Raw genomic sequence first — 23,608 nt, forward strand, 5'->3', positions numbered from 1 at the left:
ATCGGGTGGTTACAGCTCGTTACCAGCACCGACCCAGTCGGCTGCCAATAACGGAAAAAGGCCGGTGGCAAGAGCCACCAGCCATCAGCCTTTCGCTTAACGCTCGGGCTGGAGGAGCAAAGTCGATGCTTACTTCAGCTCGACTTTAGCGCCTGCTTCTTCCAGAGTGGCTTTGGCTTTGTCAGCTGCGTCTTTCGAAACAGCTTCCAGAACCATGCCAGGAGCGCCGTCAACTACAGCCTTGGCTTCTTTCAAGCCCAGACCGGTCAGTTCACGTACTGCTTTGATCACGTTAACTTTCTTCTCGCCAGCTTCCAGCAGCATGACGTTGAATTCAGTTTGTTCTTCAACAACAGCAGCGACAGCAGCTGGACCAGCGGAAGCAGCAGCAGCGGAAACGCCGAACTTCTCTTCCATAGCCTTGATCAGCTCAACGATTTCCAGAACGGATTTTTCGCCGATTGCTTCGATGATTTGGTCGTTAGTCAGAGACATGACTATAAATTCCTGTATTGGGGTGACAGCCTACGCGGCCATCGAAATAAACAATAAACGCTGAAAGGAGTCGCTCAGCCTTAGGCTGCAGCTGCTTCTTTCTGGTCGCGAAGAGCCGCCAGAGTACGAGCCAATTTGCTGGTTGCGCCTTGAATCACGCTCATCAGCTGAGAAATTGCTTCGTCACGGGTCGGCAGGCTTGCCAGTACGTCGATCTGATTAGCCGCGAGGAACTTGCCCTCGAACGCAGCTGCCTTGATCTCGAACTTATCCTGACCTTTTGCGAACTCTTTGAAGATACGGGCAGCAGCGCCCGGATGTTCTTTGGAGAATGCAATCAAGGTCGGGCCAGTGAACACGTCGTTGAGCACGTCATATTGAGTGCCAGCAACGGCGCGCTTGAGCAGGGTGTTACGTACAACACGTACGTAAACACCAGCTTCACGAGCCTCTTTACGGAGTCCGGTCATAGCGCCTACTGTTACGCCACGGGCATCAGCCACGACAGCGGACAGAGCAACTTGGGCAGCCTTGTTGACTTCAGCGACGATGGCCTTCTTGTCTTCAAGTTTAATTGCCACGGGAAAAACTCCTGCTTGTTACCGTTTCATCCAACCGAGGCCAGATGTCGTTTTGGTGTCTGATTCGGTAAGGAACCGGGAGCACCATCTGCGTAGGCTTGAGGTTTAAGACTTGCGCCGCCTACGGTCTTGGATAGCCCCCGCCAGGCAGGGACCCCAATCTTTCAATTGGCGCAATCGCTTGCGCCAACCTTTGTCTTACGCGTCGAGCGAGCCTTGGTCGATGACCAGACCTGGACCCATGGTGGTGCTCAGGGTAACGCGCTTGACGTAAATACCTTTCGAGGAAGCTGGCTTGATACGCTTCAGATCAGCGATCAGGGCTTCAACGTTTTCCTTCAGCTTGACGGCATCAAAGCCGACTTTGCCAACGGAGGTGTGAATGATGCCGTTTTTGTCGGTGCGATAACGAACCTGACCAGCCTTGGCGTTTTTAACCGCGGTAGCTACGTCTGGAGTTACAGTGCCGACTTTAGGGTTAGGCATCAGGCCGCGCGGGCCCAGAATCTGACCCAACTGACCAACAACGCGCATGGCATCCGGGGATGCGATAACTACGTCATAGTTCAGGTCGCCGCCTTTCATTTCGGCAGCCAGATCGTCCATACCTACACGGTCAGCGCCGGCAGCCAAAGCGGCCTCAGCAGCTGGACCCTGGGTGAACACAGCTACGCGAACGGTCTTGCCAGTGCCGTGTGGCAGCACAGTAGCGCTACGAACAACCTGGTCAGATTTACGCGGGTCAACACCCAGGTTAACAGCAACGTCGAACGACTCGCTGAACTTGACAGTCGACAGCTCAGCCAGCAGAGCAGCAGCGTCTACAAAGTTGTAGGACTTGCCCGCTTCGATTTTGCCGGCGATAGCCTTTTGACGCTTGGTCAACTTAGCCATTACACACCCTCCACGTTAAGGCCCATGCTACGAGCAGAACCGGCGATAGTACGCACGGCTGCGTCCATATCAGCTGCAGTCAGATCCGCGTTTTTGGTTTTCGCGATTTCTTCCAGCTGAGCACGGGTCACGGTGCCAACCTTAACGGTGTTCGGACGAGCGGAACCGCTAGTCAGACCAGCAGCCTTCTTCAGCAGAACCGAAGCAGGGGTGGATTTGGTTTCGAAAGTGAAGCTACGGTCGCTGTAGACAGTGATGATCACTGGAGTCGGCAGACCTGGCTCAATACCCTGAGTACGGGCGTTGAAAGCCTTGCAGAATTCCATGATGTTCACGCCGTGCTGACCCAAAGCAGGACCAACAGGTGGGCTTGGGTTAGCCTGAGCGGCCTTCACTTGCAGCTTGATGTAAGCGGTAATCTTCTTGGCCATGAGGCACTCCAATTACGGGTTCGAACGCCTCGAAAGGCTCCCCGGTTACTTGCGCGTTTATCCCAGTGACGACAAAACCCCACAGCCTAGGGCTGCGGGGTTGGGATGCTTGCTCAGCTAGACCTTTTCGACCTGACTGAACTCTAACTCTACCGGAGTAGAGCGACCGAAAATGAGCACTGCCACTTGGATCCGGCTCTTTTCGTAGTTAACTTCTTCGACCGTGCCAGTAAAATCGGCAAACGGACCGTCATTGACACGTACCGACTCACCCGGCTCGAACAACGTCTTCGGCTTCGGCTTGTCGCTACCATCAGCAACACGACGCAGAATCGCTTCTGCCTCTTTATCTGTGATCGGCGCAGGCTTATCAGCGGTACCGCCGATGAAACCCATCACCCGAGGAGTATCCTTGACCAAGTGCCAAGTACCCTCGTTCATGTCCATCTGAACCAGCACATAACCTGGGAAGAACTTGCGCTCGCTTTTGCGTTTCTGGCCATTACGCATTTCAACCACTTCTTCAGTGGGAACCAGAATTTCGCCAAAGCCATCTTCCATGCCAGCCAGCTTTACGCGCTCTACTAACGAGCGCATGACATGCTTCTCGTAACCGGAGTAAGCATGCACAACGTACCAACGCTTAGCCACGGGACACCCTTAGCCGACAATCAAGGAAACAAGCCAGCCGAGCAGGGAATCTAGCCCCCACAACAGCAACGCCATAACCAGGACAACAGCCACAACAATCAGCGTGGTCTGCGTGGTTTCTTGGCGAGTTGGCCATACGACTTTACGAATTTCGGTGCGAGCTTCCTTAACCAGTACGAAGAAAGACTTGCCCTTGACTGTCTGCAGGCCTACAAAGGCAGCTACAGCAGCAATGGCGAGCAATGCAAGTACGCGATACAGGATCGGCGATGCTGAGTAATACTGATTGCCAACAACGCCAACAACCACCAAGGCGACTACTACAAGCCACTTGAGCAGATCGAAGCGAGAGCCTTGAACTTCAGCTTTAGGAGTCATCTATGAAGATCCTGTGAAAAGAAAGCCAGACACACCAAGTGAATCTGGCAGGTCAGGAGGGAATCGAACCCCCAACCTACGGTTTTGGAGACCGTCGCTCTGCCAATTGAGCTACTGACCTAAAACAAAATCAGGCCGACCATTATGCCGACCCGAAAAAGACATTACAACAATTTACTCGACAGCCTTGACTGCACACCAAAGCCAACCGCACGATCACTCCGCAAAAAACGACAAGACGCGACCGCAACCATTAAAACAAAGGCAGATATTTTCATATCTGCCTTGTTATATGGAGCTCTTGAGCGGATTTGAACCGCTGACCTCACCCTTACCAAGGGTGTGCTCTACCAACTGAGCTACAAGAGCGTAACACTTTGCAGGATCTGCAAACTTGGAGCGGGTAGCGGGAATCGAACCCGCATCATCAGCTTGGAAGGCTGAGGTTCTACCACTAAACTATACCCGCGGAGCTTGCAGCTCTCGCTAAAAATGGTGGAGGGGGAAGGATTCGAACCTTCGAAGTCGTAGACGTCAGATTTACAGTCTGATCCCTTTGGCCGCTCGGGAACCCCTCCTAAGCGAGCCGGCATTCTATATCATGCCGACCTTCTGTCAAGCATTTTCTCATTAAAAACCTGAGGTTAGCTGCATTGACACCGCTTTGCACTGTTAACCGTTAAAGGTCTTCACTGCGAAGCGGGCGCCATTCTATGCAAACTATTCCGCAGGCGCAACCCCCTCGCACGGCATTATTTTATGTTTTAACTCATTGAAATCTTTGGAAAGGTTTAGCAGTTGAAGATCATCCACTAAACGCCGGCTTTCGGGCGCTACACGGACCCAGTAGCCTGCAGAATCAGAAGAGTCTCTTGGCAGGGATTGAAACTTGATATCCATCCCACCCAATCTCCGCTCAACGGCCTGGGCGGTCTCTTGACGAGCGAAACCACCCAAATAGAGACACCCACTGCCCGTCACTGCGGACTTTTCTTTCTCGCGAGTCGTATCAGGCGCCTCGCTCAACAAGCGGATGTCCTGCTGCGATCCTCGATACAAACTCAAGGGTGTTACATCTTTCGCACGCAGCGGCGCCTCTTGTTGATGCCAGATGTAATAGAAGACATTGAGCACAAGCAGCAAAAGGAACAACCAACGCATAAAAACCTCAAGACAAAGGACATGCCATCGCCAGACCTACAAACACCAGGTCTGGAACCAGCCTGGCATCGGGCACGATTTCAGAGACGAGCGCTGCATCACCTCCAGTTAGGAATACAGCAAAATCTTCCCCCCAATAGCTACGCGCCATTTCCAGCTGAGTCAGGACGAAGCCCCTCAACATAAGCGAACATCCTCGCTCAACCGCCTCGACCGTTGTGCGGCCAGGTGCAAAGCTTTCCAGGGCGCGCTCAGCAGCAATATCGCCGTAGCGAATCTTGCGGGTATGGGTTCGTAACTGGTTGCGCATCAAAGGCATCCCTGGACAGATAAACCCGCCAAGATGATCTCCATCTCTCGCAATGAAATCAGCAGTCACTGCAGTTCCGAAATCAAGCACCAGGCACGCCCCTGCGGCCAAGTGAAAGCCACCGAGCATAGCGAGCCAGCGATCAAGTCCTAACCGCTCGAACTCCTCGTACCCATTTCGAACACCAGCCATTTCGCGCGCCGGCGCAGCGCAGATCGCGGACACTGAGAACGCTTGCATCAGCAGAGAAGTCAACGCACCCGTCTCTTCAGTCGTTCTGACACTGACCAACCGGCACTGCTTAAGGACCATCCCTTCAAGCCCACTGAGGCTTTCCACCAATGCGAGATCCGAATCCACCACGCCCTCACCAAACACCCGCTTGGCATCCGCCTGGAGTACGCGCCACTTTATGAAGCTGTTTCCGCAGTCGAGCTCAAGAATCATCACGCAACCTCAGGCTGAGCTCACCACCACTAAAGACTTTTTCCACACCATCTACCTTCAAGCGCAAGGCACCCTGACTGTCGATACCCAACACCTCACCATCTATCCGGCTGACTCCAGCAATCAACGAGACTGCGCGCCCTTGCCAAAGATGGTTCTGCTCCCATTCCTGCTGGATAGCGGAAAATCCATCGGTCTGATGGCGAGCCAGGTACTTCTGAAGCATCAACCCTAATTGCGCGACGAGTTGATTGCGATCAAACACCCTGCCCGACTCCAGCCGCATGGATGTCCATTGCTGATCAATCTCTTCCGTCACCTGCATGTTCACATTAATTCCAACACCTAGCACCACGTGACACACATCAGCAGGATCACCCACCAGCTCGAGCAATATCCCCGCAATCTTTTTCTGGCCAACCAAAACGTCATTGGGCCACTTCAAGCCCGCGGTCGGTATGCCCAGATCTCTCAAAGCCTGCATGACAGCAAGCCCGACCACAAGACTCAGCCCTTCGAGCTGACGCATTCCACCTTCGATGCGCAATACGAGGCTGTAATAGATATTTTCCGCGAAAGGACTGGCCCAATTTCGTCCACGTCGGCCACGCCCCGCAGTCTGCCGCTCGGAGAGCACCAGGAATGGCGCAGCCTGGCCACGCTCAATTGCACGCAAGGCTTCAGCATTAGTGGAGTCAATCGAGTGGAAGAGCAGAATAGGCCAGTCACACGGGGGCGCCTGTTCTTTTATGTCGCCAGGATCAAGCAGCGTCAAAGGCGCAGCCAATTGATAGCCACGACCGCGCACCTTATGGATAGACAAGCCGAGCTCAGCTTCTAAATGCTGTAGCTGCTTCCATACCGCACTACGACTGATACCCAAGGCGATGCCCAGGGCCTGACCCGAATGGAACTTGCCATCCTTAAGAAGCTTTAACAACGTCAGCATGCAAGTCTCGCCTCACAATGAGGCCCGCATGATAGCCATGCCCCGAGCCATTGCATAGAAACCCGGAGAGCTAGACTTTCCTGCAGGTAAAACAAAACCCCAACTGCTTTCGCAATTGGGGTTTCGGAATTTAATCTTGACGATGACCTACTCTCACATGGGGAAACCCCACACTACCATCGGCGATGCATCGTTTCACTGCTGAGTTCGGGATGGGATCAGGTGGTTCCAATGCTCTATGGTCGTCAAGAAATTCGGTAGCCAGGTCGTGTTCTCTTGCGAGATCACGCTCCAGCGAATGGGTATGTGATAGTCAGGTGTTTTGTGAGTGTCTCGAACTTTCGGTTCGTTTCGTCTTCACACACCGCAATCTGGTGCCTTTTCAGGTCAGCAAATTGCTTGGGTGTTATATGGTCAAGCCTCACGGGCAATTAGTATTGGTTAGCTCAACGCCTCACAGCGCTTACACACCCAACCTATCAACGTCGTAGTCTTCGACGGCCCTTCAGGGGACTCAAGGTCCCAGTGAGATCTCATCTTGAGGCTAGTTTCCCGCTTAGATGCTTTCAGCGGTTATCTATTCCGAACATAGCTACCCGGCAATGCCACTGGCGTGACAACCGGAACACCAGAGGTTCGTCCACTCCGGTCCTCTCGTACTAGGAGCAGCCCCTCTCAAATCTCAAACGTCCACGGCAGATAGGGACCGAACTGTCTCACGACGTTCTAAACCCAGCTCGCGTACCACTTTAAATGGCGAACAGCCATACCCTTGGGACCGGCTTCAGCCCCAGGATGTGATGAGCCGACATCGAGGTGCCAAACACCGCCGTCGATATGAACTCTTGGGCGGTATCAGCCTGTTATCCCCGGAGTACCTTTTATCCGTTGAGCGATGGCCCTTCCATACAGAACCACCGGATCACTAAGACCTACTTTCGTACCTGCTCGACGTGTCTGTCTCGCAGTCAAGCGCGCTTTTGCCTTTATACTCTACGACCGATTTCCGACCGGTCTGAGCGCACCTTCGTACTCCTCCGTTACTCTTTAGGAGGAGACCGCCCCAGTCAAACTACCCACCATACACTGTCCTCGATCCGGATAACGGACCTGAGTTAGAACCTCAAAGTTGCCAGGGTGGTATTTCAAGGTTGGCTCCACGCGAACTGGCGTCCACGCTTCAAAGCCTCCCACCTATCCTACACAAGCAAATTCAAAGTCCAGTGCAAAGCTATAGTAAAGGTTCACGGGGTCTTTCCGTCTAGCCGCGGATACACTGCATCTTCACAGCGATTTCAATTTCACTGAGTCTCGGGTGGAGACAGCGCCGCCATCGTTACGCCATTCGTGCAGGTCGGAACTTACCCGACAAGGAATTTCGCTACCTTAGGACCGTTATAGTTACGGCCGCCGTTTACCGGGGCTTCGATCAAGAGCTTCGCGTTAGCTAACCCCATCAATTAACCTTCCGGCACCGGGCAGGCGTCACACCCTATACGTCCACTTTCGTGTTTGCAGAGTGCTGTGTTTTTAATAAACAGTCGCAGCGGCCTGGTATCTTCGACCGGCATGGGCTTACGCAGTAAATGCTTCACCCTCACCGGCGCACCTTCTCCCGAAGTTACGGTGCCATTTTGCCTAGTTCCTTCACCCGAGTTCTCTCAAGCGCCTTGGTATTCTCTACCCAACCACCTGTGTCGGTTTGGGGTACGGTTCCTGGTTACCTGAAGCTTAGAAGCTTTTCTTGGAAGCATGGCATCAACCACTTCGTGTTCTAAAAGAACACTCGTCATCAGCTCTCGGCCTTAGAATCCCGGATTTACCTAAGATTCCAGCCTACCACCTTAAACTTGGACAACCAACGCCAAGCTGGCCTAGCCTTCTCCGTCCCTCCATCGCAATAACCAGAAGTACAGGAATATTAACCTGTTTTCCATCGACTACGCTTTTCAGCCTCGCCTTAGGGACCGACTAACCCTGCGTCGATTAACGTTGCGCAGGAAACCTTGGTCTTTCGGCGTGGGTGTTTTTCACACCCATTGTCGTTACTCATGTCAGCATTCGCACTTCTGATACCTCCAGCAAGCTTCTCAACTCACCTTCACAGGCTTACAGAACGCTCCTCTACCGCATCACCTAAGTGATACCCGTAGCTTCGGTGTATGGTTTGAGCCCCGTTACATCTTCCGCGCAGGCCGACTCGACTAGTGAGCTATTACGCTTTCTTTAAAGGGTGGCTGCTTCTAAGCCAACCTCCTAGCTGTCTAAGCCTTCCCACATCGTTTCCCACTTAACCATAACTTTGGGACCTTAGCTGACGGTCTGGGTTGTTTCCCTTTTCACGACGGACGTTAGCACCCGCCGTGTGTCTCCCATGCTCGGCACTTGTAGGTATTCGGAGTTTGCATCGGTTTGGTAAGTCGGGATGACCCCCTAGCCGAAACAGTGCTCTACCCCCTACAGTGATACATGAGGCGCTACCTAAATAGCTTTCGAGGAGAACCAGCTATCTCCGAGCTTGATTAGCCTTTCACTCCGATCCACAGGTCATCCGCTAACTTTTCAACGGTAGTCGGTTCGGTCCTCCAGTTAGTGTTACCCAACCTTCAACCTGCCCATGGATAGATCGCCCGGTTTCGGGTCTATTCCCAGCGACTAGACGCCCTATTAAGACTCGCTTTCGCTACGCCTCCCCTATTCGGTTAAGCTCGCCACTGAAAATAAGTCGCTGACCCATTATACAAAAGGTACGCAGTCACCCAACAAAGTGGGCTCCCACTGCTTGTACGCATACGGTTTCAGGATCTATTTCACTCCCCTCTCCGGGGTTCTTTTCGCCTTTCCCTCACGGTACTAGTTCACTATCGGTCAGTCAGTAGTATTTAGCCTTGGAGGATGGTCCCCCCATATTCAGACAAAGTTTCTCGTGCTCCGTCCTACTCGATTTCATGACTAAGAGATTTTCGCGTACAGGGCTATCACCCACTATGGCCGCACTTTCCAGAGCGTTCCGCTAATCTCAAAGCCACTTAAGGGCTAGTCCCCGTTCGCTCGCCACTACTAAGGGAATCTCGGTTGATTTCTTTTCCTCAGGGTACTTAGATGTTTCAGTTCCCCTGGTTCGCCTCTTAAGCCTATGTATTCAGCTTAAGATAACCATCTTATGATGGCTGGGTTCCCCCATTCAGACATCTCCGGATCAAAGTCTGTTTGCCGACTCCCCGAAGCTTTTCGCAGGCTACCACGTCTTTCATCGCCTCTGACTGCCAAGGCATCCACCGTATGCGCTTCTTCACTTGACCATATAACCCCAAGCAATCTGGTTATACTGTGAAGACGACATTCGCCGAAAATTCGATGCTGCTCAATTAAGAGCAACTCACAAATTTTACCTTAGCCTGATCCGTTACCAGTGAAAGTAACGTTCAGTCTATCTTTCTATCACATACCCAAATTTTTAAAGAACGATCTAATCCAAAGACTAGAAATCAACATTCACCATCATCACAATGGAATGCTCATTTCTAAGCTTTCAACAAACAGAAGCAGTAGTGGTGGAGCCAAACGGGATCGAACCGTTGACCTCCTGCGTGCAAGGCAGGCGCTCTCCCAGCTGAGCTATGGCCCCGTATTTCTACAGGTTCCCACACAAAATTGGTGGGTCTGGGCAGATTCGAACTGCCGACCTCACCCTTATCAGGGGTGCGCTCTAACCAACTGAGCTACAGACCCAATTTCGGGCTGCTTCTTATCGTCTTCTTCAATGAATCAAGCAATTCGTGTGGGAACTTATGGAGCAGCTGATGTCGTCGATTAAGGAGGTGATCCAGCCGCAGGTTCCCCTACGGCTACCTTGTTACGACTTCACCCCAGTCATGAATCACACCGTGGTAACCGTCCTCCCGAAGGTTAGACTAGCTACTTCTGGTGCAACCCACTCCCATGGTGTGACGGGCGGTGTGTACAAGGCCCGGGAACGTATTCACCGCGACATTCTGATTCGCGATTACTAGCGATTCCGACTTCACGCAGTCGAGTTGCAGACTGCGATCCGGACTACGATCGGTTTTCTGGGATTAGCTCCACCTCGCGGCTTGGCAACCCTCTGTACCGACCATTGTAGCACGTGTGTAGCCCAGGCCGTAAGGGCCATGATGACTTGACGTCATCCCCACCTTCCTCCGGTTTGTCACCGGCAGTCTCCTTAGAGTGCCCACCATTACGTGCTGGTAACTAAGGACAAGGGTTGCGCTCGTTACGGGACTTAACCCAACATCTCACGACACGAGCTGACGACAGCCATGCAGCACCTGTCTCAATGTTCCCGAAGGCACCAATCCATCTCTGGAAAGTTCATTGGATGTCAAGGCCTGGTAAGGTTCTTCGCGTTGCTTCGAATTAAACCACATGCTCCACCGCTTGTGCGGGCCCCCGTCAATTCATTTGAGTTTTAACCTTGCGGCCGTACTCCCCAGGCGGTCAACTTAATGCGTTAGCTGCGCCACTAAGAGCTCAAGGCTCCCAACGGCTAGTTGACATCGTTTACGGCGTGGACTACCAGGGTATCTAATCCTGTTTGCTCCCCACGCTTTCGCACCTCAGTGTCAGTATCAGTCCAGGTGGTCGCCTTCGCCACTGGTGTTCCTTCCTATATCTACGCATTTCACCGCTACACAGGAAATTCCACCACCCTCTACCATACTCTAGCTTGTCAGTTTTGAATGCAGTTCCCAGGTTGAGCCCGGGGATTTCACATCCAACTTAACAAACCACCTACGCGCGCTTTACGCCCAGTAATTCCGATTAACGCTTGCACCCTCTGTATTACCGCGGCTGCTGGCACAGAGTTAGCCGGTGCTTATTCTGTCGGTAACGTCAAAACACTTACGTATTAGGTAAATGCCCTTCCTCCCAACTTAAAGTGCTTTACAATCCGAAGACCTTCTTCACACACGCGGCATGGCTGGATCAGGCTTTCGCCCATTGTCCAATATTCCCCACTGCTGCCTCCCGTAGGAGTCTGGACCGTGTCTCAGTTCCAGTGTGACTGATCATCCTCTCAGACCAGTTACGGATCGTCGCCTTGGTGAGCCATTACCTCACCAACTAGCTAATCCGACCTAGGCTCATCTGATAGCGCAAGGCCCGAAGGTCCCCTGCTTTCTCCCGTAGGACGTATGCGGTATTAGCGTCCGTTTCCGAGCGTTATCCCCCACTACCAGGCAGATTCCTAGGCATTACTCACCCGTCCGCCGCTCGCCACCAGGTACAAGTACCCGTGCTGCCGCTCGACTTGCATGTGTTAGGCCTGCCGCCAGCGTTCAATCTGAGCCATGATCAAACTCTTCAGTTCAAACATCTTTGGGTTTTTAAGAAACCCTAAACTTGGCTCAGCAATCGTTGGTTACATCTTTGATTTCTCGCGGAGTAACTTGTGATGCTGATAATCTTGTTGACTATCAGTCTGACTCCACAAGCACCCACACGAATTGCTTGATTCAGTTGTTAAAGAGCGGTTGGTTAAGATCTTTCGTCTCAACCGAGGCGCGCATTCTACAGCAGCCTCTGTTGCTGTCAAGCGGTTATTTTCAGAAGTTTTCAAAGTTTCCTTTGCAACTTCAACCACTTGCGCTTTCGATCTCTCGTTAGCGGGAGGCGAATTCTACAGCGTTACTCGCTGCTGTCAACACCTCTTTTTCTCCGCTTTCGACCGAGAAGATCGAACCGTCAATCAAGCCAAACAACCTCGCTTGATCAACTCCTTCTGGGCTTCGATGATCTGAAGCAACTCGCTGTCGAAAACTGCGTAACTCTTTGTTTACCAAGGAGTTTTCCGTTTCGACTGCGCCGGAAGTGGGGCGAATTATAGACTTCCAGAATCTGCCGTCAACCCCTAATTTTAGCTTTATTCGGATTTGAGCGTAATACGCGCAAATGCCTTCTTTCCAGCCTGACAAACATGGGTCGCGCCCAGTACGTATATAAAGGTGCGGTCGACAACCTCACCATCTATACGTACACCGCCGGAATTCAGCAGATCACGCGCCACCGCCGAGTTCTTCACCAACCCCGCCTTATTAAGGACAGCAGCAATCGGCATGTCTTCAGTAGCAGTCAGCTCGATCTCTGGCAAATCGTCCGGCAACTCGCCATCCTTCATACGGTTACCCGCCGCACGGTGAGCATTGGCCGCAGCCTCCTCACCATGGAAACGCGCAACGATTTCTTCGGCCAGCTTGATCTTGATATCACGCGGATTCGCACCCGCCTCGACATCGGCACGGAATGCGTTGATCTCATCCATGGAGCGGAAGCTGAGCAACTCGAAGTAGCGCCACATCAGCGCATCCGGAATAGAGACCAGCTTGCCGTACATGACACCCGGTGCTTCCTGGATACCGACGTAGTTGCCCAGAGACTTGGACATCTTCTTCACGCCATCCAGACCCTCGAGCAGCGGCATTGTCAGAATGCATTGAGCCTCTTGACCATAACCACGCTGCAGCTCACGCCCCATCAGCAGGTTGAACTTCTGATCGGTACCACCCAGCTCGACATCAGCGCGCAAGGCAACCGAGTCATACCCTTGAACCAACGGATAGAGGAACTCGTGAATAGCAATTGGTTGGTTGGTGGTGTAGCGCTTATCGAAGTCGTCGCGCTCAAGCATGCGCGCCACGGTGTACTGCGAAGTCAGACGAATGAAGTCCGCCGGCCCCATCTGATCCATCCAGGTGGAGTTGAACGCTACTTCCGTCTTGGCCGGATCAAGAATCTTGAAGACTTGAGTCTTGTAGGTCTCGGCATTCTCGAGAACCTGCTCACGGGTGAGCGGAGGACGCGTCGCGCTCTTTCCACTCGGATCACCGATCATCCCGGTGAAGTCACCTATAAGGAAGATGACCTGATGCCCCAGCTCCTGGAACTGACGCAGCTTATTAATAAGCACGGTATGACCCAGGTGCAAATCCGGCGCAGTCGGATCGAAGCCTGCCTTAATACGCAGCGGCTGGCCACGCTTGAGCTTTTCAATCAGCTCGGACTCGACCAACAATTCTTCCGCACCACGTTTAATCAGCGCTAGCTGCTCTTCAACCGACTTCATAACAGACCCGCAAGGCTCGAATTCAAAGGGAACCAACCATACAAGATCACGCGTCAAATACAAAGTTTGGCCGGCGCAATGACGCCAATCCGCTGGCAGAGTGACCACGGACTTGCTTCAGAGATGATTTGGTTATATTTTATACAGTTATTTCATCTTCATCATGTCATTCATCTTTTCCAATTCATCTTTTTCAAAGTCAAAAATTACCTATGACCAAAGAATCGTCTAAAGCGCCACCGCTTTACCCGAAGACCCACCTGCTCGCAGCAAGTGGTATCGCCGCTCTTCTGAGCCTGGCGCTTCTGGTATTCCCTTCCAGTGATGTAGAGGCCAAAAAGACAACGCTGAGTCTTGAACTGGAAAGCCCTGCTGAACAACTGACACAAGATCAAGACGCTGCTGAAGCCGTTCAAGCCACAAATGAGCCCGCAGCCTCCCCTTTCGCGCAGATCGAAAACAGCGCCGAAGAACCTCAGGAAACCGCCCAGGCCGTACCAGCACCTGCGCCGACACCTGCCGCCGAAGAAAAGAAGGCGCCAAACCACAGGGAAGTGATCGTTTCCAAAGGCGATACGCTATCCACGCTGTTTGAGAAAGTCGGTCTCCCCTCCACTTCGGTGCACGAAGTATTGGCCAGCGACAAGCAGGCCAAGCAATTCAGCCAGCTCAAACACGGCCAGAAACTCGAATTCGAACTGACCCCCGATGGCCAGCTGAGCAACTTGCACAGCAAGGTCAGCGACGTCGAAAGCATCACCCTGACCAAGAATGACAAGGGTTACACGTTCAACCGCATTACCGCCAAGCCAACCGTGCGCTCCGCCTACGTTCATGGCGTGATCAACAGCTCGCTGTCCCAGTCTGCCGCGCGCGCCGGCCTGTCCCACAGTCTGACCATGGACATGGCCAGCGTATTTGGCTACGACGTCGACTTCGCTCAGGATATTCGTCAGGGCGACGAGTTCGATGTGATCTACGAGCAGAAAGTCGTCAACGGCAAGGCGGTTGGCAACGGCCCGATCCTTTCCGCACGCTTCACCAACCGCGGCAAGACCTACACCGCCGTGCGTTACACCAACAAACAAGGCAACAGCAGCTACTACACCGCCGACGGCAACAGCATGCGCAAGGCGTTTATCCGCACGCCGGTAGACTTCGCCCGCATCAGCTCGAAATTCTCCATGGGCCGCAAACACCCGATCCTGAACAAGATCCGCGCCCACAAAGGCGTCGATTACGCAGCACCACGAGGCACCCCGATCAAAGCGGCCGGTGACGGCAAAGTGCTGTTGGCCGGTCGCCGTGGCGGCTATGGCAACACCGTGATCATTCAGCATGGCAACACCTACCGCACGCTGTACGGGCACATGCAAGGTTTTGCCAAAGGCATCAAGACTGGTGGCAGCGTCAAGCAAGGCCAGGTGATTGGTTATATCGGCACCACCGGGCTCTCAACCGGCCCGCACTTGCACTATGAGTTCCAGGTCAATGGCGTGCACGTCGACCCACTGGGCCAGAAGGTCGCGATGGCCGACCCAATCTCCAAAGGGGAACGCGCACGGTTCCTCGCGCAGAGTCAGCCGTTGATGGCCCGCATGGATCAAGAGAAAGCCACGATGCTGGCTTCGAAGCGCTAACTCATGACGTTCTATATAGGTGTGATGTCCGGGACCAGCCTCGATGGCCTGGACATCGCACTGATCGAGTTGAACCCGGCGATCAACCTGATTGCCACGCACTACACCCCCATGCCTGACTCCCTGCGCGCCGAGCTGCTTGGCTTGTGCGCCAGCGGCCCGGACGAGATTGCCCGCTCCGCCATCGCCCAGCAGAACTGGGTGATACTGGCCGCTCAGGGCATTAACACCCTCCTCCAACAACACAACCTGAAACCCGAAGACATTCGCGCGATTGGCAGCCATGGCCAGACCATTCGCCATGAACCGGCGCGCGGCTTCACGGTGCAGATCGGCAACCCAGCCCTGCTTACCGAGCTGACCGGCATCACCGTGGTCAGCGACTTCCGCAGCCGTGACGTGGCCGCCGGCGGGCAAGGTGCGCCGCTGGTTCCAGCCTTTCACGAAGCGTTGTTCGATGAACGTGCCGGTCATCGTGCGGTATTGAATGTTGGCGGATTCAGCAACCTCAGCCTGATCGAACCCGGCAAGCCTGTCGCCGGCTTCGACTGCGGCCCGGGCAACGTTCTGCTGGATGCCTGGATTCACCAGCAACGCGGCGACAACTTTGATCGCGACGGCCAATGGGCGGCCAGCGGCAAGGTTGAACCGATTCTGCTGAATGAATTGCTGAGTGATCCGTTTTTCGTGACCAAGGGCCCAAAAAGTACCGGCCGCGAAGTGTTCAACCTGCCATGGCTGACACAGCACCTCTCGAAGCTGCCGACCTTCGCCGCTGAAAACGTGCAAGCAACCCTGCTTGAGCTCACCGCACTGACCATCGTCGAGTCACTGCTGCAAGCCCAATCGGACACTCAGGAATTGCTGGTCTGCGGTGGCGGCGCGCACAACGCCACACTGATGAAGCGCTTGGCCAACCTCCTGCCGAACGCGACTGTCAGCAGCACTGCCGCGTACGGTGTCGACCCGGACTGGGTCGAAGCCATGGCATTCGCCTGGCTGGCCCATTGCTGCCTGGAAGGCATTGCCGCGAATCGCCCGAGCGTCACCGGCGCCCGCGGTTTGCGAGTACTCGGCGCCATCTACCCGGCCTGACTATCCATCAAATCCCACACAACAAAACGCCGCAAAGCCCTGAAGCCATGCGGCGCTTGATAATGCGGTGAAGCGCGATCAGATCGAAAACGAAGAGCCGCATCCACACGTAGTGCTGGCGTTCGGATTCTTGATCACGAAACGCGAACCTTCCAGACCTTCCTGATAATCCACCTCGGCACCGGCCAGGTACTGGAAGCTCATCGGGTCTACGACCAGACTCACACCTTCGCGCTCGACGATGGTGTCGTCATCGGCCACTTCTTCATCGAAGGTGAAGCCGTACTGAAAACCTGAACAACCGCCGCCCGTAACGAATACGCGCAGCTTCAAGCGATCATTCCCCTCTTCATCGACCAGGCTCTTCACCTTGTGCGCGGCACCGTGGGTGAATTGCAAAGCGGTGGGGGTGAAGGATTCGACGCTCATGCTGACTATCTCCCGGCGTTACGCCGCCATAATGCGTGATGACGCGCATTATCCGCTTCTCCTAGAAAATCGGTCAACTATTGTTACGGTATATCAATAAACCCGATTGCCGGTTCGAAATGCAAAAAGGCCCGTCAGACGGGCCTTTTTGCTGAGCGGGATAAAGCGTTACGGCAGCATGCCGGCGTGGGACAGGCCCAGACGCTCATCCAGCCCGAACAGAATGTTCAGGTTCTGCACCGCCTGACCCGACGCGCCTTTGACCAGGTTATCGATCACCGACAGGACCACCACCAGATCACCGTCCTGCGGACGATGCACGGCGATACGGCAGACGTTGGCACCGCGCACGCTGCGGGTTTCCGGGTGGCTGCCCGCTGGCATCACATCGACGAACGGTTCGTTGGCGTAGCGCTTTTCAAACAACGCCTGCAGATCCACCGAGCGATCCACGACGGTCGCGTACAGCGTCGAGTGAATGCCGCGAATCATTGGCGTGAGGTGCGGAACGAAGGTCAGACCGACGTCCTTGCCCGCTGCACGACGCAGACCCTGGCGGATTTCCGGCAAGTGACGGTGACCTTTGACGGAGTAGGCTTTCATGCTTTCCGACGTCTCGGAGTACAGCGAGCCGACTGAAGCCCCACGGCCGGCACCGCTGACACCGGACTTGCAGTCAGCGATCAAACGCGTGGTGTCGGCCAGCCCGGCTTCGAGCAACGGCAGGAAACCCAGTTGCGTAGCGGTTGGATAGCAACCCGGCACGGCGATCAGGCTAGCGTCCTTGATCTGCTCACGATTGACTTCCGGCAAACCGTAGACCGCTTCCTCCAGCAGTTCCGGCGCACCGTGCGGCTGGCCGTACCACTTGGCCCACTCGACAGGGTCTTGCAGACGGAAGTCTGCCGACAGGTCGATGACCTTGGTCCCGGCCGCCAGCAGTTCGCCGGCCAACGCATGGGCAACACCGTGAGGCGTGGCGAAGAACACTACATCGCAGGCGCCCAGAGTCTTGATGTCCGGAACGCTGAAAGCCAGGCCGTCGTAGTGGCCTCGCAGGTTCGGGTACATGTCAGCCACGGCCAGACCGGCCTCGGATCGGGAAGTGATCACGACCACTTCAGCTTGCGGATGCTGTGCCAACAGACGCAGCAGTTCGACACCGGTGTAACCCGTGCCGCCGACGATTCCGACCTTGACCATAAACCTGCCCTCAACGAACCCACTGGAAAGCCGTCGATAATAGGGCCCGTATCGTCCTGCGACAACCGGCAAGGTGACGTGCGGCGGCTCAAGCCTCTACTATCCAGCCTACCGTGAACCTGGGAATAACTAAAAAATGCTTTATCTATGGCTCAAAGCTTTTCACATCGTCAGCATGGTCTGCTGGTTTGCCGGCCTGTTTTACCTGCCCCGGCTGTTCGTTTATCACGCCCAAAGCGAGGACACCGTCAGCAAGGAGCGCTTCAGCCTCATGGAGCGCAAGCTGTACCGCGGCATCATGGGACCGGCGATGATCGCCACGCTGATTTTCGGTATCGCGCTGATCTGGCTTAACCCAAGCATCTTCAGCCAGGGTGGCTGGATTCACGCCAAGCTGACGCTGGTGGTACTCCTGATCGGCTACCACCACATGTGCGGCGCACAGGTGAAACGTTTTGCCCGTGGCGAAAACACCCGCAGCCATGTCTTTTATCGCTGGTTCAATGAGGTGCCGGTTCTGATATTGCTGGCTATCGTAATTCTGGTCGTCGTTCGGCCGTTCTAATAAGCACAACTCACCGGGGTACTTCCAATGTCGCTGCCCGCTTTGCTCGAACAACGTTTGCGCCTGCCCGTGGTGGCAGCGCCGATGTTCCTGATTTCCAATCCGCAATTGGTGCTCGCCTGCTGCCGTAATGGCGTGGTCGGCAGCTTTCCCGCGCTGAATCAGCGTGAGAGCAGCGGCTTCAAGGCCTGGCTGGAAGAGATCGAAGCAGGCTTGGCGACACTGGAGAACCCGGCGCCTTACGCGGTGAACCTGATCGTCCACAACAGCAACCCGCGACTGCAAGCGGACCTAGCGATCTGCGTCGAGCATAAAGTGCCGATCGTAATCACCAGCCTCGGCGCCGTGAAAGAACTGGTCGATGCGGTCCACAGTTACGGCGGCCTTGTGTTTCATGACGTGACGACGCGTCGCCATGCCGAGAAAGCCGCCGAGGCCGGCGTGGACGGTTTGATCGCTGTGGCAGCAGGCGCCGGTGGACACGCCGGTACCTGGAGCCCGTTCTCGCTGATTGCCGAGATTCGCCAGTTCTTCGACAAAACTTTGCTACTGGCAGGCTGCCTTAACCATGGCCACGAGATTCTTGCTGCGCAATTGCTCGGCGCGGATCTGGCTTACTTCGGTACACGATTTATCGGCACCACGGAAAGTCACGCGCCTGATGCCTACAAAGAGATGTTGCTGACGTCCAGAGCCGCAGACATCATCCATACGCCAGCGGTATCAGGCGTACCGGCGAGTTTCATGCGCCAAAGCCTGGAGGCTGCCGGCTTCGACATGGCTGCGTTACAAGGCAAGGGCGAGGTCGACTTCGGCTCCAAACTCAAGCCGATCAGCGATGAAGCCAAAGCCTGGAAAACCGTGTGGTCCGCGGGCCAGGGTGTCGGCGAAATCGATGATTTGCCGAGCGTCGATCAATTGGTCGCCCGGCTGGACGCGGAATACCGCAAGGCACTGGAACTGGCTGCACAGCTGCCTAAACGCTGGCCGCGCTGAGATGAAAGTTTGGCCAGCCCGCCCCGGCTGGCTTTACACTCCACGCCTGTAACATCTCCTCATTCAAAACTCGCGACAAGGATGCCTCGCAATGAGCGACAACCGTTTCAAGATCGTGTTCGACGGCGCTCTGCTGCCAGGCGTTGACGTCACCAGCGCCAAACAGAAGCTGGCCGAGCTATACAAAAGCGAAGTCGCTGCCGTCGAACGACTGTTTACGGGCAAGACGGTCACGCTCAAACAAGGCCTGTCGCAGGTCGACGCGCAAACCTACCTTCAGGCGCTGACGAAAACCGGCATCGATGCTCGCATCGAAAACGAACCCGCCATAGAGCTGAACCTGGCCGACGCCCACGAACACAGGCCTGTCAGCAGCCAACCGGTATTTGCCGACCCCGCATCCCCTTACGCACCGCCCCGGGCCACCGTCGGCGAAAGCTTGCCCGCGTACGCTCCACTCAAGCCATTCAGCGTCGAAGGCCGCATCGGTCGTTTGCGTTATCTGGCCTGGACGATGTCCCTGACGCTGGTCACGCTGGCCGTCGGTTCGGTATTGGCCATTTTCGCCTTTGCCATCATCAGCGCCGATTCGACCGCAGGCCTGATTCTTGGCGGCCTGGTGGCGTTCATCCTGTTCATTGCCATGGCGGTCGTCAGCATTCAGATCAGCGTTCAGCGTCTGCATGACATCGGCTGGTCCGGCTGGCTCTGGCTGCTGAACCTGGTGCCGTTCGTGGGCAGCTTCTTCCCGTTTGTGATCATGATCGCTCCGGGCACCAACATTCCCAATCAATACGGCGCGCCGCCTCCGCCTAACACTACTGCGGTCAAAGTGCTGTCTTCGCTGTGGGTCGTGTTGATTGCCATCGTCTTTATTGGCGCACTGGCCGGAGGCCTGACCGCAATCCAGGAAGAATATGAAACCGCGGCTGAAACCAGCTACGACAGCAGCTCGGTGATTACCGAAGAAGTTGAAGTCGAGCCGGCGCAAGAGGCGGAGCAAGCAGCGGATTCCGCAGACGAAGAAGCCGAATAAGCCCCGGCCCCTGTAGACTCTGCGAAAGAATGAACAGCGCTCCCCGCCCGTGACACCCGCGTCGCCGGCGCGGAGCTGTTGCGATGGAGAACTGCATGACCCGTTACGCTCTGATCACCGGCGCTTCCAGCGGCATCGGCCTGGCGATGGCCGAAGCGCTGGCCCGCCGGGGCCGCAGCTTGATTCTGGTGGCCCGACAGCGTGATCAGCTGGAAAGCATTGCAATCGAACTGACCCAACGGTTTGGCGTGGAAGTCTTGTTCCGCGCCTGCGACCTCGGCGAGCCGTTACGGCTGTCCGGGTTCCTGCTGGAACTGGAAGAAGGTGACCGGCAAATCGATTTACTGGTCAACTGTGCCGGCATCGGCACCTGCGGGCCTTTTCTGGCCCAGGACTGGATGACCGAGCAGGACCTGATCGAAGTGAACATCCTGGCCCTCACCCGCTTGTGTCATGCGATCGGCAACAGCATGGCCTTGCAGGGTGGCGGACAAATTCTGAACGTCGCTTCAATGGCGGCATTCCATCCCGGTCCGTGGATGAGCACGTATTACGCCAGCAAAGCCTATGTCCTGCATTTTTCCGAAGGGTTACGCGTCGAACTGAAGAAGTGCGCAGTCAAGGTCTCGGTACTCTGCCCCGGCCCGACACGCACCGGGTTCTTCCGCACGGCGCAGCTGGACTCCGCCAAGCTGACTGACAGCAACCTGCTGATGAGTCCTGAAGAAGTCGCGCTGTATACCGTGCGGGCGCTGGAGAAAAATCGCGCGATCATTATTCCGGGTCGAGGGAACCGCTGGCGTGCCTTTCTGCCGCGGCTAGGCTCTCGCTGGCTGAACCGGACAATCGCTGGCATGGTCAACAAGGCCTACTGCCCGCGCTGAAAAGGCCTCAAGGTAAAAGGCTGGGCTCGGGGATAACCCATGAGTACACTCAGGCCAGTCCAAACAACGGAGAAAACAGCTGTGGATACTCTGTTCACCAAGATCATCAACCGGGAAATTCCGGCAAAGATCATTTACGAGGACGACCAGGTACTGGCCTTCCACGACATCGCCCCACAGGCACCGGTGCATTTTCTGGTCATTCCGAAAAAAGCGGTGCGCACCCTTAACGACCTCACCGAGGACGACAAGGCATTGGCCGGGCACATTTTGTTCACTGCCCAGCGCCTCGCCCTGGAGTTGGGCTGCGAAAAAGGCTTCCGCGTTGTCATGAACTGCAATGAAGAAGGTGGGCAGACGGTCTATCACATTCATATGCATGTGCTCGGTCAGCGCCAGATGCACTGGCCGCCGGGCTGATCCAACTTCCGTAGGAGCCGGCTTGCTGGCGATGGCGATTCACGATGTCGAAAGTGATCTCTCGGACGCCATCGCCAGCAAGCCGGCTCCTGCAATTCTGCCTGCGTCGCAATGACCCAGCGCAAACCTTCCCCCGGCCGATTGGGTTAAACTGGCCGCCGAGATTCTTCCCGGAGGTCAGCATGACTACCCAGCGTCACTACTCGCCGATTGACCGTCTTCTGCTGCAAGCCGATGCCGCGATGCGGACGTTGCTGCCTTTCAGTGGCCAGCCATACCGTCCGTCGCCCGCCATCGTGCGGCCAGATGCGCAATTGAGTGACGAAGACACCCGCCACGTTGCCGGTTTGATGCGCATCAACCATACCGGTGAAGTCTGCGCCCAGGCGCTGTATCAGGGTCAAGCCCTGACTGCCAAGCTGCCGCATGTACGCGCCGCCATGGAACATGCTGCCGAAGAAGAAATCGATCACCTGGTCTGGTGCGAGCAACGCATCAAACAACTGGGCAGCCACACCAGCATCCTCAACCCGCTGTTCTACGGCATGTCGTTCGGGATTGGCGCAGTGGCCGGATTGATCAGCGACAAGGTCAGCCTGGGGTTCGTTGCGGCGACCGAGGATCAGGTGTGCAAGCACTTGAATGAACATCTGGAACAACTGCCGGTCGAGGATGAGAAATCCCGGGCGATTCTTGAGCAGATGCGCATCGATGAAGAACATCACGCTGAAAGTGCACTGGAGGCGGGTGGTTTTCGCTTTCCGGCGCCGGTGAAGTTCGGGATGAGTTTGATGGCCAAGGTGATGACCAAGAGTACTTACCGGATCTGACCTGTGGGAGCGGGCTTGCTCGCGAAGGCGGTCCGTCATTCAATATTGATGTCGACTGATACTCCGCTTTCGCGAGCAAGCCCGCTCCCACAGGGTTTTATGCCCGCAATAAAAAAGGCGACTGCCGTAAGGGAGTCGCCTTTTTTTGTGCTCGAAAATCTTAGTTAGGCATGTTGCGCGCGTAGAAGATTTCCAGCATTTCGTGTTTTACACGGTCGGACACCTGAGCTCGCTGCTCGGAAGACAGGCTGTTGGTGGCGTCGCCGAACAGGTAGTTGTCCAGTTCGAAGTTCTTCAGCAGCATCTTGGTGTGGAACAGGTTTTCCTGATACACGTTCACGTCGGTCATCTGGTACGCGTCGCGGGTGTCGTCGGAGAGGTAGTTCTGAATCGAGTTTATCTCGTGATCGATGAAGTGCTTGTTGCCTTCCACGTCACGGGTGAAACCGCGCACGCGATAATCCACGGTCACGATGTCCGAATCGAACTGGTGAATCAGGAAATTGAGCGCCTTAAGCGGTGAAATGACGCCACAGGTCGACACGTCAATGTCCACACGGAAGGTCGCAATGCCATCGTCCGGATGGATTTCCGGGTAGGTGTGCACCGTGATGTGGCTCTTGTCGAGGTGGGCCAGGATAATCTCGGGCAACGGGCCCGGCGACTCTTCGATCTGGCTGTCGGTCGGGGTTACCGGCTCTTCAGAGATCAGAATCGTGACGCTGGCGCCCTGGGGTTCATAGTCCTGACTGGCAATGTTCAGGATGTTGGCACCAATGATATCGACAACTTCCGTGAGGATCTGCGTCAGGCGCTTCGCGTTGTACTCTTTATTGATGTACTCGACGTAAGCCTGTTGGTCTTGCGGGGTTTCCGCGTAGCAGATGTCATAGATGTTGAAGCTCAAGGTCTTTGTCAGGTTATTGAACCCGTGGAGCTTGAGTTTGCTTTTCACCGTTAAAAACTCTCTATGTATTGCGGCCCGGGCCGCGTGATCAAGCATGCCCGTCAGATGCGAACAACGCAGCTGCGTAGGACGGTTAACACCTCTTCGCGATGGCGATTTTGGTTATCTGTTCGGGTTCGCAGCCTGTCGATGACGGGCCAC

General features: G+C 55.2%; 21 protein-coding genes, 6 tRNA genes and 3 rRNA genes. 8 read left to right on the forward strand and 22 right to left on the reverse strand.

Annotation, left to right across the window (positions count from 1 at the left end; genetic code table 11):
• Window positions 1-129: 129 nt before the first annotated feature.
• The 19 genes from rplL to tyrS form a co-directional block, all read right to left on the reverse strand.
• Complete coding sequence (gene rplL / locus ACA072_RS26135; RefSeq protein WP_010467258.1) at window positions 130-495, reverse strand: 50S ribosomal protein L7/L12; 366 nt, start codon at window positions 493-495, stop codon at window positions 130-132.
• 80 nt (window positions 496-575) lie between these two features.
• On the reverse strand, window positions 576-1,076 hold the full coding sequence (gene rplJ / locus ACA072_RS26140) for a 50S ribosomal protein L10 (protein ID WP_010467255.1): 501 nt from the start codon (window positions 1,074-1,076) through the stop codon (window positions 576-578).
• A 198-nt stretch (window positions 1,077-1,274) separates the two neighbouring features.
• Window positions 1,275-1,970 carry a 50S ribosomal protein L1 gene (rplA, locus tag ACA072_RS26145; protein WP_007896626.1) on the reverse strand — a complete coding sequence of 232 codons (696 nt, stop codon included), beginning with the start codon at window positions 1,968-1,970 and terminating at the stop codon, window positions 1,275-1,277.
• The gene (gene rplK, locus ACA072_RS26150; protein ID WP_003210097.1) at window positions 1,970-2,401 is read right to left on the reverse strand and encodes a 50S ribosomal protein L11; all 432 of its coding nucleotides are present in this window, start codon (window positions 2,399-2,401) and stop codon (window positions 1,970-1,972) included. The genes rplA and rplK overlap by 1 nt, the downstream gene beginning before the upstream one ends.
• A gap of 117 nt (window positions 2,402-2,518) precedes the next feature.
• Window positions 2,519-3,052 (reverse strand): transcription termination/antitermination protein NusG, encoded by a 534-nt coding sequence (nusG, locus tag ACA072_RS26155; RefSeq protein WP_007896622.1) that lies wholly within the window; start codon window positions 3,050-3,052, stop codon window positions 2,519-2,521.
• Window positions 3,053-3,061: 9 nt separating this feature from the next.
• Complete coding sequence (secE, locus tag ACA072_RS26160) at window positions 3,062-3,430, reverse strand: preprotein translocase subunit SecE (protein ID WP_090179217.1); 369 nt, start codon at window positions 3,428-3,430, stop codon at window positions 3,062-3,064.
• A gap of 45 nt (window positions 3,431-3,475) precedes the next feature.
• Window positions 3,476-3,551 (reverse strand) — tRNA-Trp (locus tag ACA072_RS26165).
• Between the two features lie 172 nt (window positions 3,552-3,723).
• Window positions 3,724-3,799, reverse strand: a tRNA-Thr gene (locus ACA072_RS26170).
• A 26-nt stretch (window positions 3,800-3,825) separates the two neighbouring features.
• Window positions 3,826-3,899: transfer RNA gene (locus ACA072_RS26175), tRNA-Gly, on the reverse strand.
• A 24-nt stretch (window positions 3,900-3,923) separates the two neighbouring features.
• Window positions 3,924-4,008: transfer RNA gene (locus ACA072_RS26180), tRNA-Tyr, on the reverse strand.
• A 142-nt stretch (window positions 4,009-4,150) separates the two neighbouring features.
• Window positions 4,151-4,591 (reverse strand): hypothetical protein, encoded by a 441-nt coding sequence (locus tag ACA072_RS26185; RefSeq protein WP_497621501.1) that lies wholly within the window; start codon window positions 4,589-4,591, stop codon window positions 4,151-4,153.
• Between the two features lie 7 nt (window positions 4,592-4,598).
• Window positions 4,599-5,348 (reverse strand): pantothenate kinase, encoded by a 750-nt coding sequence (locus ACA072_RS26190; protein ID WP_497621503.1) that lies wholly within the window; start codon window positions 5,346-5,348, stop codon window positions 4,599-4,601.
• On the reverse strand, window positions 5,338-6,297 hold the full coding sequence (gene birA, locus ACA072_RS26195) for a bifunctional biotin--[acetyl-CoA-carboxylase] ligase/biotin operon repressor BirA (protein WP_497621505.1): 960 nt from the start codon (window positions 6,295-6,297) through the stop codon (window positions 5,338-5,340). Before birA ends, ACA072_RS26190 begins: the two co-directional genes overlap by 11 nt.
• 134 nt (window positions 6,298-6,431) lie before the next feature.
• Window positions 6,432-6,547 (reverse strand): 5S ribosomal RNA (gene rrf / locus ACA072_RS26200).
• 160 nt (window positions 6,548-6,707) lie between these two features.
• Window positions 6,708-9,599: ribosomal RNA gene (locus ACA072_RS26205) — 23S ribosomal RNA — on the reverse strand.
• 250 nt (window positions 9,600-9,849) lie between these two features.
• Window positions 9,850-9,925: transfer RNA gene (locus tag ACA072_RS26210), tRNA-Ala, on the reverse strand.
• A 27-nt stretch (window positions 9,926-9,952) separates the two neighbouring features.
• Window positions 9,953-10,029: transfer RNA gene (locus ACA072_RS26215), tRNA-Ile, on the reverse strand.
• An 82-nt stretch (window positions 10,030-10,111) separates the two neighbouring features.
• Window positions 10,112-11,650 (reverse strand): 16S ribosomal RNA (locus ACA072_RS26220).
• Together the 16S, 23S and 5S rRNA genes with 2 tRNA genes alongside form the textbook arrangement of a ribosomal RNA operon.
• 552 nt (window positions 11,651-12,202) lie before the next feature.
• Window positions 12,203-13,402 (reverse strand): tyrosine--tRNA ligase, encoded by a 1,200-nt coding sequence (gene tyrS / locus ACA072_RS26225; RefSeq protein ID WP_010467228.1) that lies wholly within the window; start codon window positions 13,400-13,402, stop codon window positions 12,203-12,205.
• A 212-nt stretch (window positions 13,403-13,614) separates the two neighbouring features.
• Here tyrS and ACA072_RS26230 point away from each other — a divergent pair, with 212 nt between their 5' ends.
• Both ACA072_RS26230 and ACA072_RS26235 read left to right on the forward strand, forming a co-directional pair.
• Window positions 13,615-15,042: a peptidoglycan DD-metalloendopeptidase family protein gene (locus tag ACA072_RS26230; RefSeq protein ID WP_497621507.1), complete on the forward strand. Its 1,428-nt coding sequence runs from the start codon at window positions 13,615-13,617 to the stop codon at window positions 15,040-15,042.
• A 3-nt stretch (window positions 15,043-15,045) separates the two neighbouring features.
• Window positions 15,046-16,137, forward strand: coding sequence for an anhydro-N-acetylmuramic acid kinase (locus tag ACA072_RS26235; RefSeq protein WP_497621510.1), 1,092 nt, complete (start codon window positions 15,046-15,048; stop codon window positions 16,135-16,137).
• A 78-nt stretch (window positions 16,138-16,215) separates the two neighbouring features.
• Here ACA072_RS26235 and erpA read toward each other — a convergent pair whose 3' ends face one another.
• Complete coding sequence (gene erpA, locus ACA072_RS26240) at window positions 16,216-16,566, reverse strand: iron-sulfur cluster insertion protein ErpA (protein WP_007947969.1); 351 nt, start codon at window positions 16,564-16,566, stop codon at window positions 16,216-16,218.
• Between the two features lie 168 nt (window positions 16,567-16,734).
• The gene (gene argC, locus ACA072_RS26245; RefSeq protein ID WP_497621512.1) at window positions 16,735-17,769 is read right to left on the reverse strand and encodes an N-acetyl-gamma-glutamyl-phosphate reductase; all 1,035 of its coding nucleotides are present in this window, start codon (window positions 17,767-17,769) and stop codon (window positions 16,735-16,737) included.
• 136 nt (window positions 17,770-17,905) lie between these two features.
• Here argC and hemJ point away from each other — a divergent pair, with 136 nt between their 5' ends.
• From hemJ to coq7, 6 genes are all read left to right on the forward strand, one after another.
• Window positions 17,906-18,334 carry a protoporphyrinogen oxidase HemJ gene (gene hemJ, locus ACA072_RS26250; protein WP_497621514.1) on the forward strand — a complete coding sequence of 143 codons (429 nt, stop codon included), beginning with the start codon at window positions 17,906-17,908 and terminating at the stop codon, window positions 18,332-18,334.
• A 27-nt stretch (window positions 18,335-18,361) separates the two neighbouring features.
• The gene (locus ACA072_RS26255) at window positions 18,362-19,330 is read left to right on the forward strand and encodes an NAD(P)H-dependent flavin oxidoreductase (protein WP_497621516.1); all 969 of its coding nucleotides are present in this window, start codon (window positions 18,362-18,364) and stop codon (window positions 19,328-19,330) included.
• Between the two features lie 91 nt (window positions 19,331-19,421).
• On the forward strand, window positions 19,422-20,366 hold the full coding sequence (locus tag ACA072_RS26260; protein WP_497621518.1) for a DUF805 domain-containing protein: 945 nt from the start codon (window positions 19,422-19,424) through the stop codon (window positions 20,364-20,366).
• A 95-nt stretch (window positions 20,367-20,461) separates the two neighbouring features.
• The gene (locus ACA072_RS26265; protein ID WP_497621520.1) at window positions 20,462-21,250 is read left to right on the forward strand and encodes an SDR family NAD(P)-dependent oxidoreductase; all 789 of its coding nucleotides are present in this window, start codon (window positions 20,462-20,464) and stop codon (window positions 21,248-21,250) included.
• 81 nt (window positions 21,251-21,331) lie between these two features.
• Window positions 21,332-21,670, forward strand: coding sequence for a histidine triad nucleotide-binding protein (locus tag ACA072_RS26270; RefSeq protein WP_053162884.1), 339 nt, complete (start codon window positions 21,332-21,334; stop codon window positions 21,668-21,670).
• 182 nt (window positions 21,671-21,852) lie between these two features.
• Entirely contained in the window at window positions 21,853-22,500 is a 648-nt protein-coding gene (gene coq7 / locus ACA072_RS26275) for a 2-polyprenyl-3-methyl-6-methoxy-1,4-benzoquinone monooxygenase (protein ID WP_497621522.1), read from the forward strand.
• Between the two features lie 160 nt (window positions 22,501-22,660).
• Here the strand turns inward: coq7 and speD are convergent, their stop codons facing one another.
• Window positions 22,661-23,455 carry an adenosylmethionine decarboxylase gene (speD, locus tag ACA072_RS26280; protein WP_497621524.1) on the reverse strand — a complete coding sequence of 265 codons (795 nt, stop codon included), beginning with the start codon at window positions 23,453-23,455 and terminating at the stop codon, window positions 22,661-22,663.
• Between the last annotated feature and the right edge of the window lie 153 nt (window positions 23,456-23,608).

Source organism: Pseudomonas sp. LBUM1656 (assembly GCF_059716065.1).